The following is a 15943-nucleotide window of genomic DNA, read 5'->3' on the forward strand; positions in this document are numbered from 1 at the left end:
CTGCGATGTTCGCTGCGGCGAAGCTGTCGAGGCGACCCGGATCAGGTGCGCACACATTATCGATGACCGTCGTGTGCTTCTTCGGTCCGTTTCATCGGTCCGCGAGTGACGATCGAGCACCATGGTAGCTTGCCGAACGGAATTCTCCATTGTCGGCAGGTCACGATAGGTCCAGCGCGCGCCGCGACGAGGCGTCGGGCACCGGACTACGATTGCCAGCCATGGGAGCCCATTCGTCGGAGCCGTCGTCCGCAGTTTCACCCACCACTGTCGTCGAGTCGCCCGAGTCGGATCGAGTCGAGCCGGCTATCGCGCACGATCACCCCGGTATTCCGGATCTGTTCGCGGTGCTCGCGTACGGCGAGATTTCCGCGTTCTATCGCCTGGCGGACGACGCTCGAATGGCTCCGTCGATGGAGGGTCGCGTCGCGCTCGCGAGCATGGCGGCTGCGGAGATGAGTCACTTCGAGACGTTGCAGAGAGCCTTGTCCGATCGTGGTCTCGACGTCTACGCCTCGATGGACCCGTTCGTTCGCGCCCTGGACGAGTACCACGAGTCGACGACGCCGTCGACGTGGTTGGAGTCGTTGGTCAAGGCGTACGTCGGTGAGGGCATCGCGGCCGATTTCTACCGGCAGATCGCGCACAGTCTCGCCCCCGACGTGGCCGAGATCGTCCGCGACGTGCTGGCCGAGACCGGGCACTCGGAATTCGTGGTGCACGAGGTGTCCGATCGGGTTCGTGCGAGCTCGCAGGAAAAGGCGCGATTGATGCTGTGGGGTCGTCGTCTGCTCGGTGAGGCCATCACCCAAGCGCAGTTCGTGCTCGCTCGCCGTGAGTCGCTGACCGATCTCGTCATCACCGCATCGGGAGACCTCAACGGTGTCGTCGCACTGTTCGATCGCATGCAGGAACAACACGCGGAACGGATGTCCTCACTCGGCCTCGACTGACCGCACAGGACTGTGTTCGCTGACAGCACAGGGCGTCGGGCGTCTGGCTCGACGCCGCTGCACTAGCCTGGCGTGAGCAGAGTTGTCGAGAGTTCGGAGGTTGACCGTGGAGGTCAAGATCGGTGTTTCGGAGAGTTCCCGTGAGCTCGTCGTGAACAGCACGCAGTCCCCGGCCGAGGTCGAAGCGCTCGTATCGACCGCCTTTGCCGGTAAGGACGGAGTGCTGGCGTTGGAGGACGAGAAGGGACGCAAGTTCTTGATCCAGGCTTCCAAGGTGTCGTACGTCGAGATCGGTCCGTCCGATTCTCGGAAGGTCGGATTCGCGACCGCCTGAGACTGCTCGGAACGCAGAACACGCCCCTCACTCGCATCGAGTGAGGGGCGTGTCTAGTTTGCGGGTTGCGAGGCTACGGTGCCTGCAGGGGAACGTGCGACAGACCGCCCCAGGCCAGCGAGACCGTGGTGTCGACGGCGTCTTCCTTCGAGATCGGCCGGTCGGCTTCGAGCCAGTACCGAGCGGTGAACTGACTGGCACCGACCAGGCCTACGGCCAGTACGCGAGCTCGATAGGGATCGAGTCCGGAATCGTGGGCAACGAGGTCGAAGACGGCGTCGACGCACGCTTCGGTTGCCTGCTCGACGCGTGCATTGACCTGCGGGTCGCCCATCAGATCGGATTCGAAGACCAGGCGGAATCCCTGTGTGTCGGTGTCGACGAAGTCGTAGAACGCCAGCACCGCGGCACGAACTCGTTGCTTGTTGTCCGTGGTCGAGCGCAGAGCCTGGCGTACTCCTGCGATCAGGGTGTCGACGTAACTTTGCAGCACCGCCAGATAGAGCTCGAGTTTTCCGGGGAAGTGCTGATACAGGACCGGCTTGCTGACGCCCGCGCATTCGGCGATCTCGTCCATTCCGGATGCGTGGTACCCACGGGTCACGAATATCTCGCTCGCCGCAGCGAGCAGTTGCGCCCGACGGGCATCGCGAGGCAGCCGTGCGCCGCGCCGATTGCCGGTGGTGGCCGGCCGGTCCGAAGACCTCCGGTCGTCGAGATCTGTCATCAATTATGTTCCCATCCGCGTCGACAGCTGCGCTCGTCTTGGTTCGACAACGAACGGTCCGGCATGAACTTCCGGCGGGTGGCCGTCGGTTCGGACCGCTCGTAGCGCAGATCACCGGCAACGATACTCGTGGCGGCCGGCACCCACGGGATCCTGGGGGACCGTTGCGGAAAGTGGGCGATACCGGAACATGTCGAGCGGTTTGTTCGTACGATGTTTTCGTACCGAAAACCCGATAGTTCCATTCCCGGTATCGGCGTGCCGAGCAGCGGGCGGTGAGGATTGTGAGATCGTGTTCGAGTGACTGACCGAGGCGGGCCGCGTATCCGCGGTGGTGTGCAGTCGGACGGCGTCGACGACGGTTACGACGATCGCGCGGACGATTTCCCACGCAGTGTGGGCAGTCGCGGGTCGCATCAACCGCTCCGCGCGCAGTGGGATCCGACGCAACGCGAGGTCAAGCTGCGCAGTCGTCGACCGGATCGCGATATCAGGAAGCAGAGCAAGCTCGGAAAGTTCGCGTCCACGTACGGCTGGCGGGCGTACGCGGTGCCGATTCTGATCGTGGTGACCGCGCTCGTCGTGTTCGATGCCGTGCGGACCGGTGACCCCGTCACCGGCACCGCAGCGCAGTCGACCAACGCCGATCCTGGATTCGGCACCTTGAGTTCGGATACGACGTCGGGCACCGGAATCATCGGCGTTCCGCCGCAGGCCGACGGTAACTTCGCAGCGTCGATATCGTCGGGTGAACTGCCCGACGGTGGTCCGTTCGCGGTGGAGGGGGCCGGAACGTGGCACACCGTGCCGGGGACAACGGAGCAGGTGGGGCAGGGGACCGAGCGGGTGTTCACCTACACGGTCGAGGTCGAGGACGGCGTGGACACGGTCGGGTTCGGCGGCGACGAGTCGTTCGGCCGATTGGTGGATCAGACCCTTGCCAACCCCAAGAGTTGGACCAACGATCCACGGTTCGGATTCCGTCGCATCGATCAGGGCGATCCCGACTTCAGGATCTCGCTGACGTCGCAGATGTCGATCCGGCAGGCCTGCGGTTACGACATTCAGCTCGAGGTCTCCTGCTACAACCCCGGCATCGAGCGAGTGGTGCTCAACGAGCCGAGGTGGGTGCGTGGGGCGATCTCGTTCCAGGGCGACATCGGCTCGTATCGCCAGTACCAGATCAATCACGAGGTCGGCCACGCGATCGGCTACCAGCAGCACCAACCGTGCGAGACCGACGGTGGGCTCGCTCCGGTGATGATGCAGCAGACATTCGGAACGAACAACGACGACATCGCGCGACTGGACCCAGCGGGCGTCGTTCCGATGGACGGCAAGACCTGCCGATTCAATCCATGGCCCTACCCGCGAGGCTGATCGGCTGGGTTTCCGACAGGCCGGGGGATTAGATTCGAACGTGTCGCGCCGGGTCACCGGCCGCCGTGTCGAGTCGAGGAGCGTCGCTGCGTCGTGGTCCACCTACCCCCGCTGGTCGAACCCGCAGGCGAACTGTCGCCCGAGGACGTCGCCCGGTACAGCCGGCACCTGATCATTCCCAGTGTGGGAACCGACGGTCAGAAGCGACTGCGCAACGCCCGCGTGCTCGTCGTCGGTGCCGGGGGATTGGGCTCACCCGCACTGCTGTACCTCGCGGCCGCCGGTGTCGGGACTCTGGGCATCGTGGAATTCGACGACGTCGAACTTTCGAACCTGCAACGGCAGATCATCCACGGCCGGTCCGACGTGGGTCGCCCGAAGGCCGACAGCGCGAGAGACTCGATTCTCGAACTCAACGACGGCGTCGAGGTGACGCTGCACCGTGTTCGACTCGACTCGTCGAACGCGCTCGAGCTCTTTCGGCAGTACGATCTCGTGCTCGACGGGACCGACAACTTCGCCACCCGATACCTCGTCAACGACGCGGCCGCGCTGGTCGGAATCCCTTATGTATGGGGTTCGATCTACCGGTTCGAGGGGCAGGTGTCGGTGTTCTGGGATCGAGCCCCCGGCGACGCAGGTATCAACTATCGCGACCTGTATCCCGAGGCTCCACCGCCCGGCATGGTGCCCTCGTGTGCAGAGGGTGGGGTGCTGGGGGTGCTGTGCGCGTCGATCGGGTCGATCATGGTCACCGAGGCGATCAAGCTGATCACCGGAATCGGCGAGACGTTGCTGGGTCGGTTGATGATCTACGACGCACTGGCGATGAGCTATCGAACCGTCGGTCTGACTCGTGACCCGTCCCGAACGCCGATCACCGAGCTGATCGATTACGAGGCATTCTGCGGAGTGGTGCCGGCCGCCGACTCCACCGGCGAATCGGTCACTCCGGCGGAGCTGCACGCAATGATGCAGTCCGGTCGCGAGATCGCCCTCATCGACGTGCGTGAGCCGGTGGAGTGGGACATCGTCCGCATCGACGGTGCGCGCTCGATTCCCAAGGGTCGAATCCTGTCGGGGGCGGCGATGTCGGATCTCCCGCAGCACATCCCCATCGTGCTCTACTGCAAAACCGGCATCAGGTCCGCCGAGGTGCTCTCCGCCCTCGTGGCAGCCGGTTTCTCGGACGCCGCCCATCTGCACGGCGGAATAGTGGAGTGGGCCGAGCAGATCGATCCTGGTTTGCCCATGTACTGATGTGTCGCGTGTGCGCGTCGTCCGCAGCGGCACCGCGATCGGCGGTAGCGTGGCGCTCGTGAGCTCTGTCGAACCTCCTCAGCACGTGATCTCTACGTTCGGGCTGCGCGATGTCGAGCCTGCACCTCTCGGTGCGGACTGGGACGGTGGATGGCGTCTGGGCGATGTCGTCCTGTCCCCGGTGGCAGACCATGCCCGCGCCGCATGGTCGGCCAAAGTGCGCGAGACGCTGACCGTGGACGGGGTCCGGCTCGCCCGACCGGTTCGGTCGACCGACGGCCGATACGTCGTGTCGGGCTGGCGCGCAGACACCTTCGTTGCCGGCGAACCGGAGCCTCGTCACGACGAGGTGATCTCGTTGTCGATGCGGTTGCACGCGGCGACCGCGCAACTCGAGCGACCGCGATTTCTGGTTCAGCCCCCCGTGGCCCCGTGGGCCGATGTGGACGTGTTCGTCGCCGCCGACAGAGCTGCATGGGAAGCGGTCCCGCTGCGCTCTGCTCGTGGTGCCGGCGCACCCGAGCCGTCGTCCAGTGACGGCAAGAGCAGCCTGGAATTGGTCAAACAGCTTGCGACACTACGCAAGCCCGTCGAGTCACCGGACCAGTTGGTGCACGGTGATCTGTTCGGAACGGTCTTGTTCTCGGGTAGCGAGGCACCAGGGATCAGCGACATCACCCCGTACTGGCGCCCTGCGCCCTGGGCTGCCGGGGTGGCCGTGGTGGACGCCCTTTCCTGGGGTGACGCGGACGACGGTCTGGTCAACCGCTGGGACGATCTACCGGAATGGCCGCAGATGTTGCTGCGCGCGTTGATGTTTCGTCTCGCAGTGCATGCGCTTCATCCCCGTTCGACGTCCGAGGCGTTCCCCGGCTTGGCGCGAACGGCAGATCTTGTACGCCTCATTCTGTGACTTCCGCTGTGCGAGCCGGTGATTCGGAGAGTTCATGGAACAGTGATCGAGCGGCCTGCATCGCGCGGGCCGCGTCACCCGCGATCACCGCCCCCACGAGCGCCGTGTGTTCGTCGATGTAATCGTCGTCGTGCTCGATGGCATGGTGGCGCATGGCGTCGTGGATCACCGGCAGCAGCGAATCGTAGAACTCCAGATAGATGGCGTTGTGGCTGGCCGCGACGATGGCGCGGTGCAGGCGTGCGTCGATCCGAACTGCATCGGCCAGCGGAGTCTCGTCGGACCACGCCGCGTTGCGATCGGCCAGCGCGCCGAGCATGGCACGGATGTCGGCGTCGTCGCGCCGGTCGGCCGCAAGAGCCGCCGCAGTGACTTCCAAGGTTTCGCGTAGCTCGGTGACATCGCGGTGCCGGGCGTCCGAGAAATACTTTCCCAGGGTTCCGCCGAGATCGGAGCACGTCATGACGAAGGTGCCCGAACCCTGCCTGCGTTCGACCATGCCGGCGTGCACGAGTGCCTGCACGGCCTCGCGCACGGTGTTGCGCCCGGTGCCGGTCATCTCGCACAGTTCGGGTTCGGTGGGGATGCGGGTACCCACCGGCCATCGCTGCGACGTGATCTCTTCGCGCAGCTGAGCGGTGACCTGGGAGATCAGGCTCGATCGCTGGACCTGCCGCACGTGGACTCCTCATGCCGTGGACGTTGCAGCGTCGATAGTAATGCTTTGCACCCGATGATCCGGTCATCCTATGATTACGCGGTGAGTGCGCCCACCGCCCCCGATACCCGCCTCGTCGGCACCTCGCTCGTGCGTGGTCGAGTACTCGTCTTCTCCGCGATCGTCGTGTCCGCGTTGACTCTGCGCGCCGCCGTCACCTCGATCAGCCCGCTGTTCGGCAGAATCGGCACCGACCTCCAGTTCGGCACCACCGTCATCGGCATCGTCGGCATGTTGCCTCCGGCGATGTTCGCCGTTTTCGGCCTGGCCACCCCGTTTCTCGCCAAGCGCACCGGCCTGGAGCGGGCAGCTCTGCTGGCGATGGCGCTGACCACGATCGGTATGGCCACTCGTGCGTTCGCGCCGAACACCGCGTCTCTGCTCGCGCTGTCCGCGATCGCTCTTGCGGGCATGGGCATCGGAAACGTCGTCATCCCGCCGTTGGTCAAGCGGTATTTCTCCGAGCGACTCGCCGTCGTCAGCACCATCTACATCTGCGCCATGCAGGTCAGCACCATGGTTCCGCCGTTGCTGGCCGTCCCCGTCGCCGACGCGCACGGTTGGCGCATCTCCATCGGGATCTGGGCCGTCGTCGGCCTGGCCGCCGCGCTGCCGTGGCTCGGTGTGGTCATCGCCCGACGCGGCCGCGACGAGAAGGACGTCTCGGGTGAAGCCGGGTCGGCGTCGGTCCACGCATCGCCGAGCGGCCGAATCCACCGGTCCTCGCTGGCGTGGGGGATGGTGATGATGTTCGCAATGACTTCCCTGATCACCTACTCCATGCTCACCTGGTTGCCGACGCTCCTGATCGATGCGGGGATCGGAGAAGGCTTGGCCGGTGCGTCGGTGGCGGCGTTCGGCGCGATGGGACTGATCACGTCGCTGGCCGCGCCGACGCTCTGTGCGCGCGTGCGCAATCCGTACGGCATCGTGATGGTTGCCGCGGCGTGCTACCTCGGCGGGTTCGCGGGCCTGCACTGGTCTCCGACTGCCGGTACGGTCGCGTGGGTGTGCCTGGTCGGGCTGGGCACGATGACGTTCCCGATGTCACTGACGCTGATCAACCTCAGGACGCGCACGGCCGTTGGCTCGTCCTCACTCTCGGGATTCACCCAGGGGCTGGGTTACGTGGTGTCCTCGACCGGTCCGATTCTGTTCGGGCTGCTGCACACCGAGTCCGGGGGCTGGGGACTCCCGTTGGTTCTGTTGACCGGATGTGTGGCGGTTCTGCTGGTCGGAGGATTCCTGTGCTGCCGACCGAGGATGCTCGAAGACACCTGGTGACGTTCGGTGCACGTTGACGCTTCAGCTCACGTCGGTGCTCGACGGCACGTGAGACCAAGTTAATCAACGAGTCATCGCGCGCAGCGCCGCGGCAACATGGCTTTCCTATGTTCGGTTCACACACCGATCAGGAGGCCACACGTGACCAGCCTTTCTCGCAGCGCTTCGGCAGATGCCGGCTCAGCCACCACGGCGACTGTTCCACCCGGAACAGTTCCCGTCTCCGTCAACCATCACATCGCGCACTGGAATTCCGAGGACGTCGAGGCCTGGGAGGCCGGCGGCAAGCAGATCGCCAAGCGCAATCTGATCTGGTCGGTCATCGCCGAGCACGTCGGATTCTCGATCTGGTCGATCTGGTCGGTGATGGTGCTGTTCATGCCGTTGTCGGTCTACGGCATCGACGCGGCGGGCAAGTTCTTCCTGGTGGCCGTGCCCACGCTCGTCGGCGCGATCCTGCGCATTCCGTACACCTTCGCCACGGCGAAGTTCGGTGGCCGTAACTGGACCATCTTCAGTGCTCTGGTGCTCCTGATCCCCACCGTGCTGACCATGTACTTCATGCTCAACCCGGCGTCGTACACCACCTACATCATCGTTGCGGCGTTCGCCGGACTCGGCGGCGGTAACTTCGCATCCTCGATGACGAACATCAACGCGTTCTATCCGCAACGCGAGAAGGGGTGGGCGCTCGGCTTGAATGCGGGCGGCGGCAACATCGGTGTGCCCGTCATCCAGCTCATCGGCCTGTTGGTCATCGCCACCATCGGCAACACCGCCCCCGAGATCGTGTGCGCCGTCTATCTCGTCTTCATCGCGCTTGCCGCCGTCGGTGCCGCGCTGTACATGGACAACCTGGACAACCAGAAGACCAACGGACGCTCCATGATCGACGTGCTGAAGTTCTCGGACTCGTGGTGGATCGCCTTCCTGTACATCGGCACGTTCGGGTCGTTCATCGGCTTCAGCTTCGCGTTCGGGCAGGTCCTGCAGATCAACTTCCTCGCCGGTCTCACCGACGGAGCACCGGCGACTCCCGCTCAACAGGCGCAGGCATCGCTGCAGGCCGCTCAGATCGCGTTCATCGGACCGTTGCTGGGATCGCTGTCGCGTCCGTTCGGCGGCAAGCTCGCCGACAAGATCGGTGGCGGCAAGATCACCCTGTACACGTTCGTGGCCATGACGTTTGCCACCGGGATTCTGGTTGCGGCCAGTACCTGGGACGATTCGACTCCCGGCGCGGCCAGCGGCACCGTGATGGTGCTCTTCGTCGTCGGATTCATCGCACTGTTCCTGCTCTCGGGCCTCGGCAACGGATCGGTGTACAAGATGATCCCCGCCATCTTCGCTGCGAAATCCGCTCAGCTTCAGGGCATGACCGTCGACGAGCAGCAGCACTGGTCGCGCAAGATGTCCGGTGCCCTCATCGGAATCGCCGGCGCGATCGGCGCTCTCGGCGGCGTGGGAATCAACCTGGTGCTGCGGGCGTCGTATTCGGGCACCGCGAAATCCGCGACCACCGCGTTCTGGGTGTTCCTCGCCTTCTACATCGTCTGCGCGATCGTCACCTGGGCGATCTACCTGCGCAAGACCAACTCCGCCGACGCCGACGCGCCGGTAGCAGTCTGAGGATCCATCACCGCCAAGAACGAAACACACTGCACGGCAACGTAGATCGGAAGGACCCGCAATGAAGAACGCGGTAGTGGTAGGTCACGGGATGGTCGGACACCGATTCGTCGAAGCGTTGCGTGCGCGCGACGAGGCGGCCGAGTGGAAGGTCACTGTGCTGTGCGAGGAAGCACTGGCGGCGTACGACAGGGTGGGACTGTCGTCCTACGTCGGTGCCTGGGACCACAAGGAACTCGCTCTGGCGGGCAACGACTATCCCGGTGACACCCTCGTCGAGATGCGCACCGGAGTACGTGCCGATCGCATCGACCGCGACCACCGCACCGTCGTGACCTCGGCGGGGGACACGGTCGAGTACGACGCTCTCGTCCTCGCCACCGGCTCCTACCCGTTCGTGCCGCCGATCACCGGACACGACCTGCCCGCGTGCTTCGTCTACCGAACCCTCGACGACCTGGACAAGATCCGTGCCCGCGCCGACGCCGCAGGCCCGGGTGCCGTCGGTGTGGTGGTCGGCGGTGGCCTCCTCGGTCTCGAAGCGGCGAATGCGCTGAAGAAGATGGGCATGACCCCGCACGTCATCGAGTTCGCTCCACGATTGATGCCGCTGCAGGTGGACGAGGGTGGCGGCGCGCTGTTGGCGCGCCTGGTCACCGAACTCGGGTTGAACGTCCATGCGGGAGTGGGCACGTCGTCGATCTCCGAGAACGACAGCGCCGGTCTGACGGTCGAACTGAGCGACGGCAGCACCATCGACGCCGCGCTGCTGGTGTTCTCCGCCGGTGTGCGTCCCCAGGATCGGCTGGCACGCGAGAGTGGCCTCGAGGTGGGTGAGCGCGGCGGCATCATGGTCGACATCGGCTGCAGTACCTCCGACCCTGCCGTCTACGCGATCGGCGAATGTGCTGCGGTCGAGGGTCGGTGCTACGGACTGGTCGCTCCCGGGTATTCGACGGCGGAGGTCGTGGCCGACCGATTGCTCGGCGGCGCAGCGCAATTCCCGGGTGCCGACATGTCCACCAAGCTCAAGCTGATGGGCGTCGACGTCGCGAGCTTCGGCGACGCGATGGCGGCAACGCCGGGCGCACTCGAAGTGGTGTTCAGCGATGCCCCCAAAGGCACGTACGCCAAGCTGGTCGTCACCGACGACGCGAAGACGCTGCTCGGCGGCATCCTCGTCGGCGACGCCTCCGCGTACTCGCTGTTGCGGCCACTGGTCGGTCGCGAGTTGCCCGGCGATCCGGGCGCTCTGATCTCACCTGCCGCCGAGCAGGTCGGCATCGGTGCACTGCCCGACGACGCCGAGATCTGCTCGTGCAACGGTGTGAGCAAGGGTGCCATCTGCTCGGCGATAGCCGACGGAGCCTGCGACCTGGCGGCCGTGAAGAGCTGCACCACCGCGGGTACCACCTGTGGCGGATGCCTGCCCTCGATCAAGTCGTTGCTCGCCGCGTCCGGTGTGGTCCTCTCGAAGTCGTTGTGCGAGCACTTCGCTCAGTCCAGGGCCGAGCTGTACGAGATCGTTCGGGCCACGAACACCCGCACCTTCTCGTCGCTGATCGCCAAGTACGGCTCGGGAACCGGCTGCGACATCTGCAAGCCTGTCGTCGCGTCGATTCTCGCGTCTACGTCCTCCGATCACATTCTCGACGGCGAGCAGGCGTCGTTGCAGGACACCAACGATCACTTTCTGGCCAACATCCAGAAGAACGGCACCTACTCGGTTGTGCCGCGTATGCCCGGCGGCGAGTGCACTGCGGAACAGCTCATCGTCATCGGCGAGGTCGCTCGCGATTTCGGGCTCTACACGAAGGTGACCGGAGGGCAGCGCATCGACATGTTCGGTGCCCGCGTCGAGCAGTTGCCGGCGATCTGGAAGCGCCTCGTCGACGCCGGGATGGAGTCGGGTCAGGCGTACGGGAAGTCGCTACGGACGGTCAAGAGCTGCGTCGGATCGAGTTGGTGCCGTTACGGCGTCCAGGATTCGGTGGGGATGGCCGTCGATCTGGAGAACCGCTATCGAGGTCTGCGGTCGCCGCACAAGATCAAGTTCGGCGTCTCGGGCTGCGCTCGCGAATGCGCCGAGGCCCGCGGCAAGGACGTCGGGATCATCGCGACCGAGGGTGGTTGGAACCTCTACGTAGGCGGTAACGGAGGTCAGTCGCCCAAGCACGCGCAGTTGCTCGCGTCCAATCTCGACGATGCCACCCTGGTCAGCTACATCGACCGTTACCTCATGTTCTACGTGCGTACAGCCGACCGGCTGCAGCGCACGGCGCCGTGGCTCGAATCGCTCGACGGGGGACTCGACCACCTCAGAGCCGTCGTGTGCGAGGACAGTCTCGGGATCGGTGCCGAGCTCGAATCCGACATGGAACGCCACGTCGCCGGATACAAGGACGAGTGGGCCGGCGTGCTCGAAGACGACGAGAAGCTCGGTCGGTTCGTCTCCTTCGTCAATGCTCCGGACGAGTCCGACCCCACGATCGCGTTCGACGAGTCCGGCGCGCGCAAGGTGCCCGTGCTGATGGGAATGCCACGTGTGGGCGCGTGAGCCGATACGGGAGCTGACAACCGGCAGGTCACGAGACTGAGTGCATGTGCACAGACGAGTAATCGCGACTTAACGGCCAAGAAACACAAGCAACGTGGAATAGCTGATCAGGAGGTACGCCATGACTGTCATCGATTCGTCAGCAGTGAAGTCACCATCAGCGGTACCGAACGACATCGCTCGTGATTGGACCCCGGCCTGCACGCTCGACGCGCTGATTCCGGGGCGCGGGGTAGCGGTGCTCCTGCGAGGCGGCACCCAGGCGGCGCTGTTTCTGCTCGACGACGGACGACTGTTCGCGGTGGGCAACATCGATCCGTACGGGCGTGCAGCAGTGATGTCACGCGGACTGGTGGGAGACCGAGGGGGCGAACCCACCGTCGCATCGCCGCTGCTCAAGCAGGTTTTCTCGCTGGCCGACGGGCGCTGCCTCGATGACCCGCAGGTCACCCTTGGATCGTTCGAGGTCTCCTGCGTCGAGGGCGTCGTGCTCGTCCGCGGCGGATCTACGTGAGCGAAATTGCAGGGGCTGCAATGCCTCTGGTCGGGTTCACCGTCGGGATCACCGCTTCGCGTCGAGCCGAGGAGTTCGCGACTCTGCTCGAGCGGCGCGGGGCCACCGTGATGCATGCCCCCGCTATTCGCATCATCCCGCTGGCCGACGACGCCGAGCTCGAACGCGTCACTGCCGCCGTCATCGCGGATCCACCCGAAATAACTGTAGCCACAACAGGAATCGGGTTTCGTGGCTGGGTCGAGGCGGCGGACGGGTGGGGGCAGGCAGAAGAACTGGGGCGCGCACTCGGTGCGTCCCGGCTGCTCGCTCGCGGTCCGAAGGCGAAAGGAGCCATTCGAGCGGCCGATCTACGCGAGGAGTGGTCGCCCGCCTCGGAGTCCTCGGCGGAGGTACTCGAACATCTGTTGGCCGAAGGGGTGGAGGGCAAACGCATTGCCGTGCAGCTGCACGGCGCGACCACCGAATGGGAGCCGGTCCCCGATTTCTGCGAGGTGTTGCGCTGCGCGGGAGCCGAGGTGGTGCCGGTGCCGGTGTATCGCTGGACAGCGCCCGACGACCAGAGCCCGATGGACCGCATGATCGAAGCCGTCATCGTCGGTGATCTCGATGCCCTCAGCTTCACCTCGGCGCCGGCGGTGGCATCGATGCTGATGCGCGCCGATGAGAACGGCGTGCTCGAACCCTTGCTGCAGTCGATGCGATCGAGGGTGCTGCCGGTGTGCGTCGGGCCGGTGACGGCCGCGCCCCTCGAACAGCTGAACGTGGCCACCACACAGCCGACACGGGCGCGTCTGGGGGCACTCGCGCGGCACATCGCCGAAGAACTACCGAGGCGCACCGGTCGGCTGCATGCGGGCGGACACGTGGTCAGTGTCCGCGGTAAGTGCGTGGTGGTCGACGGTGAAGTTCGACCGGTGTCCCCAGCAGGCATGGCGTTGATGAAGACATTGGCGCGCAATCCAGGACGCGTCGTCTCCCGCGAGGACCTGTTGGCGTCGCTGCCCGGCGGAGGGGGCGACACCCACGCGGTGGAGACGGCGATGACCAGACTCAGGTCCTCGCTGGGCGCGCCGAAAGCTATCCAGACCGTGGTCAAGCGTGGCTATCGCATCGCACTCGATCACATCGAGACCGAGACGGACTGCGATTCCGAAGAACCGGCTGATCGAGTGGCCGTCGTAGAAGGGGGAAAGTACTGATGACACCGACTCTTGTTCTGGTCGCACACGGCACCCGAAACCCCCGTGGTGTCGAGATGGTCGCCGCACTCGCCGATGCCGTGTCGACGCAGATCGGTACCACGCGCGTGGCATTCGTCGACGTACTCGGGCCGTCACCGGCCGAGGTGCTGCGCGACACTGCCGGCTCGGCTGTCGTGGTTCCCGCCTTCCTCGCGTCGGGCTACCACGTGCACACCGATGTGCCGCGAGAGATCGCCGACAGCGCTCACACGTCCGTCGCCGTCACCCGCGCTCTCGGACCCGATCCGGTACTGGCGGAAGTCATGGTCGATCGACTCCGTGACGCCGGGTGGCGCTCGGGTGATCCGATCGTGCTCGCTGCCGCAGGATCGTCCGATGCTCGTGCGTTGGAAGAACACCGGCGCGCGGCGGCGATGTTGGCCGATGTCGCCCGAGTCCCGGTACGTATCGGCTACGTCGCCACCAGTACCCCCACCGTGTCCGACGCGGTGTCGACTCTGCGAGAAACCGGGCACACTCGGGTGTTCGTGGCGTCGTATCTGTTGGCGCGCGGCCTCTTTCACAACCGTCTGGCCGACGCCGGAGCCGACGGCGTCGGTGAGCCGCTCGGAGTGCATGCCGCGATCGTCGATCTCGTGGTCGCGCGTTACCGCGAGGGTGTTCGATCTCTCGGTGAAACTAGTGGTGCGGCAACGGAAGAATTGTCACCGGCTCGTCGGCGCTGACCTCGGCCGGGATCACAGCCAGTGCGTCGCGGCCGACGAGGTGCGCCAGGTGCGCCGTGCGGACTCGGGTATCTGCCCGCCACCGTGTGCCGTCCGCGGTGACCGGGACGATGCGAGGCGTCGAGGATCGAACCTCGGCAGCATTGGACAACAGGCCGATCCGCGATGGGCGCACCGTTCTCCCGGTCAGGGCATCGACGATGGCGGGCGCGGCGAGCATCGCGGTACCGACGGCCGCCAGCGGATTACCCGGTAGGCCGAGTACCACTGTGCCGTCGGGCAATGCCGCGGTGATCTGAGAACCGCCGGGACGCATGCGCATTCGCCCGACGACGGTCTCGGCATCGATGCCGGCGAGGGTCGCGCGGAGCTGATCGGCTGCCCCGCCTCCGGTTGCCCCGACGACGATGATCACGTCCACGTCCCGAGTGCGGGTCAGCACGTCTCGAAACCCCGTCGCAGAATCCTCGAGCAGCGTCACGTCGACGACGGTGATGCCGCAGTGCGCCAGGTACTCCGGCAACACCGACCCGAGCACGTCCCTGGTCTCGCCAGGGGCGAGTGGCCCGGTGGATCGAATCTCGTTGCCGCTGATGATTACTCGTCCGCGTACCGGACCGCGCACCGCCACCTCGAACACCTCTGCACTGGCAGCGAGCGATCGTACGGCCGCATCGATCGGGGTGCCGGCTGCGACCAGTTCGGTACCGGGCAGCCAGTCCTCGCCGCGTCGACGCGTGTCGTCGGACTGCGGTGCCGTCGGCATGCGTCGAGCCGAACCGTCGGACTCGCGGGTGATGTGCTCGTCGCGCACCACCGATGTCGCTCCGCGCGGAAGCGCTGCGCCCGTCGCGATGCGCACGGCCGTTCCTTCGATGAGTGGGGCGATGTCGGAGGTACCGGCGTACGCGATGTCGGACCGGAGGGTCCACGGATCGGTGCCGCACACGGCGTAGCCGTCCATCGCGGAGATGTCTACTGCCGGCAGCGCGGTTCGGGAGATGAGGGGTTCCGCGAGCACGGTTCCGGCACTGTCCTGCAGGGAAATTCGACGGATCGGCAACGCGGGGAGTCGGCTCCGAACGCGTTCGAGTGCGTCGCTCACCTCGAGCGTCTCCGGCTGTTGTGCGGCCAGACGGGCGGCGAGAAGATCGGCGGGGGTGTCGCAGTCGTCGACACCGGACACCGCGATCACCAGATGATCGGCAGGAAGGATCGTGCGCATCGGCGCGCCCTCCACCGAATCCAGCTGTGCCAGCGCGGAACGCAACGCGGCGTGCCGCCACACTCCCAGCAGGAATTGCGTACGACCGGCACTGTCGCGGGCGAAGACGGCGTCGGTGTGCGAGCGCGATACGGCACCGATCAGCGACTCGACCGTCGCGGCGTCGAGAAAGGGCAGATCCGACGCGATGACCACCACCAGATCTGCGGTGCCTTCCGCACAGTCGTCGAGTGATCGCAGGCCCGCGGCGAGTGCAGCGACCGGGCCGCCGCCCACGGGGGACTCGCGAGTCTGCACCACGTGATCGGGCACTCCGGTACGGGTCGGACCCACCAGAATCGTTGTGCGACAACTCGTTACCGCGTCCACGGCGATGTCGACCATACGGCGCCCGCCGACGGTCATGGCAGGTTTGTCGACCTCGTGCGGCGCAGCGGGGTTCTCGGGATCTGCCATCCTCGACCCTCGACCGCCGGCGAGGACGATCGCGTCGCAGACCGGTTGCGTCACGTTGCGAGC

General features: G+C 65.7%; 14 protein-coding genes. 11 read left to right on the forward strand and 3 right to left on the reverse strand.

Going from position 1 to position 15943, the window contains the following annotated elements:
- Positions 1 to 221: 221 nt before the first annotated feature.
- On the forward strand, positions 222 to 953 hold the full coding sequence (locus R4P47_RS03970) for a ferritin-like fold-containing protein (RefSeq protein WP_317784097.1): 732 nt from the start codon (positions 222 to 224) through the stop codon (positions 951 to 953).
- Positions 954 to 1059: 106 nt separating this feature from the next.
- The gene (locus R4P47_RS03975; protein WP_068046048.1) at positions 1060 to 1287 is read left to right on the forward strand and encodes a DUF3107 domain-containing protein; all 228 of its coding nucleotides are present in this window, start codon (positions 1060 to 1062) and stop codon (positions 1285 to 1287) included.
- Between the two features lie 73 nt (positions 1288 to 1360).
- Here R4P47_RS03975 and R4P47_RS03980 read toward each other — a convergent pair whose 3' ends face one another.
- Positions 1361 to 2014, reverse strand: a complete 654-nt coding sequence (locus tag R4P47_RS03980; RefSeq protein WP_068046045.1) for a TetR/AcrR family transcriptional regulator — start codon at positions 2012 to 2014, stop codon at positions 1361 to 1363.
- Positions 2015 to 2410: 396 nt separating this feature from the next.
- On the opposite strand from R4P47_RS03980, the gene R4P47_RS03985 reads away from it, so the two are divergent.
- The 3 genes from R4P47_RS03985 to R4P47_RS03995 all read left to right on the forward strand — a co-directional run bounded on the left by R4P47_RS03985 (position 2411) and on the right by R4P47_RS03995 (position 5567).
- The gene (locus R4P47_RS03985) at positions 2411 to 3394 is read left to right on the forward strand and encodes a DUF3152 domain-containing protein (RefSeq protein WP_094642481.1); all 984 of its coding nucleotides are present in this window, start codon (positions 2411 to 2413) and stop codon (positions 3392 to 3394) included.
- Between the two features lie 93 nt (positions 3395 to 3487).
- On the forward strand, positions 3488 to 4654 hold the full coding sequence (moeZ, locus tag R4P47_RS03990; RefSeq protein WP_317784098.1) for an adenylyltransferase/sulfurtransferase MoeZ: 1167 nt from the start codon (positions 3488 to 3490) through the stop codon (positions 4652 to 4654).
- Between the two features lie 58 nt (positions 4655 to 4712).
- Positions 4713 to 5567: a TIGR02569 family protein gene (locus tag R4P47_RS03995; protein ID WP_283347029.1), complete on the forward strand. Its 855-nt coding sequence runs from the start codon at positions 4713 to 4715 to the stop codon at positions 5565 to 5567.
- Here the strand turns inward: R4P47_RS03995 and R4P47_RS04000 are convergent.
- Positions 5557 to 6246 (reverse strand): FadR/GntR family transcriptional regulator, encoded by a 690-nt coding sequence (locus R4P47_RS04000; protein ID WP_317784099.1) that lies wholly within the window; start codon positions 6244 to 6246, stop codon positions 5557 to 5559. The genes R4P47_RS03995 and R4P47_RS04000 overlap by 11 nt on opposite strands.
- An 81-nt stretch (positions 6247 to 6327) precedes the next feature.
- Between R4P47_RS04000 and R4P47_RS04005 the strand changes: the two genes are divergently transcribed.
- The 6 genes from R4P47_RS04005 to R4P47_RS04030 all read left to right on the forward strand — a co-directional run bounded on the left by R4P47_RS04005 (position 6328) and on the right by R4P47_RS04030 (position 14199).
- Positions 6328 to 7569 (forward strand): MFS transporter, encoded by a 1242-nt coding sequence (locus R4P47_RS04005; protein ID WP_317532321.1) that lies wholly within the window; start codon positions 6328 to 6330, stop codon positions 7567 to 7569.
- 237 nt (positions 7570 to 7806) lie between these two features.
- Positions 7807 to 9198, forward strand: a complete 1392-nt coding sequence (locus R4P47_RS04010; protein ID WP_094642478.1) for a nitrate/nitrite transporter — start codon at positions 7807 to 7809, stop codon at positions 9196 to 9198.
- Positions 9199 to 9259: 61 nt separating this feature from the next.
- Entirely contained in the window at positions 9260 to 11755 is a 2496-nt protein-coding gene (gene nirB, locus R4P47_RS04015) for a nitrite reductase large subunit NirB (RefSeq protein ID WP_317532322.1), read from the forward strand.
- A 121-nt stretch (positions 11756 to 11876) separates the two neighbouring features.
- Positions 11877 to 12269, forward strand: a complete 393-nt coding sequence (gene nirD / locus R4P47_RS04020; RefSeq protein WP_094642301.1) for a nitrite reductase small subunit NirD — start codon at positions 11877 to 11879, stop codon at positions 12267 to 12269.
- 20 nt (positions 12270 to 12289) lie between these two features.
- Complete coding sequence (locus tag R4P47_RS04025; RefSeq protein WP_255183303.1) at positions 12290 to 13471, forward strand: uroporphyrinogen-III synthase; 1182 nt, start codon at positions 12290 to 12292, stop codon at positions 13469 to 13471.
- The gene (locus R4P47_RS04030; RefSeq protein ID WP_149405474.1) at positions 13471 to 14199 is read left to right on the forward strand and encodes a sirohydrochlorin chelatase; all 729 of its coding nucleotides are present in this window, start codon (positions 13471 to 13473) and stop codon (positions 14197 to 14199) included. The genes R4P47_RS04025 and R4P47_RS04030 overlap by 1 nt, the downstream gene beginning before the upstream one ends.
- Here the strand turns inward: R4P47_RS04030 and R4P47_RS04035 are convergent.
- Positions 14153 to 15934: an NTP transferase domain-containing protein gene (locus R4P47_RS04035; protein ID WP_317532323.1), complete on the reverse strand. Its 1782-nt coding sequence runs from the start codon at positions 15932 to 15934 to the stop codon at positions 14153 to 14155. The two genes, R4P47_RS04030 and R4P47_RS04035, sit on opposite strands and share 47 nt — an antisense overlap.
- Positions 15935 to 15943: the final 9 nt, after the last annotated feature.

It is taken from the genome of Rhodococcus sp. IEGM 1370 (assembly GCF_033142325.1).
Taxonomy (GTDB): Bacteria; Actinomycetota; Actinomycetes; order Mycobacteriales; family Mycobacteriaceae; genus Rhodococcoides.

Excerpts from the sequence above, each read along its gene's own strand:
- R4P47_RS03970 (WP_317784097.1), top strand. The coding sequence starts at position 222 with ATGGGAGCCCATTCGTCGGAGCCGTCGTCCGCAGTTTCACCCACCACT.
- R4P47_RS03980 (WP_068046045.1), bottom strand. The coding sequence starts at position 2,014 with ATGACAGATCTCGACGACCGGAGGTCTTCGGACCGGCCGGCCACCACC.
- nirB (WP_317532322.1), top strand. The coding sequence starts at position 9,260 with ATGAAGAACGCGGTAGTGGTAGGTCACGGGATGGTCGGACACCGATTC.
- nirD (WP_094642301.1), top strand. The coding sequence starts at position 11,877 with ATGACTGTCATCGATTCGTCAGCAGTGAAGTCACCATCAGCGGTACCG.
- R4P47_RS04025 (WP_255183303.1), top strand. The coding sequence starts at position 12,290 with ATGCCTCTGGTCGGGTTCACCGTCGGGATCACCGCTTCGCGTCGAGCC.
- R4P47_RS04030 (WP_149405474.1), top strand. The coding sequence starts at position 13,471 with ATGACACCGACTCTTGTTCTGGTCGCACACGGCACCCGAAACCCCCGT.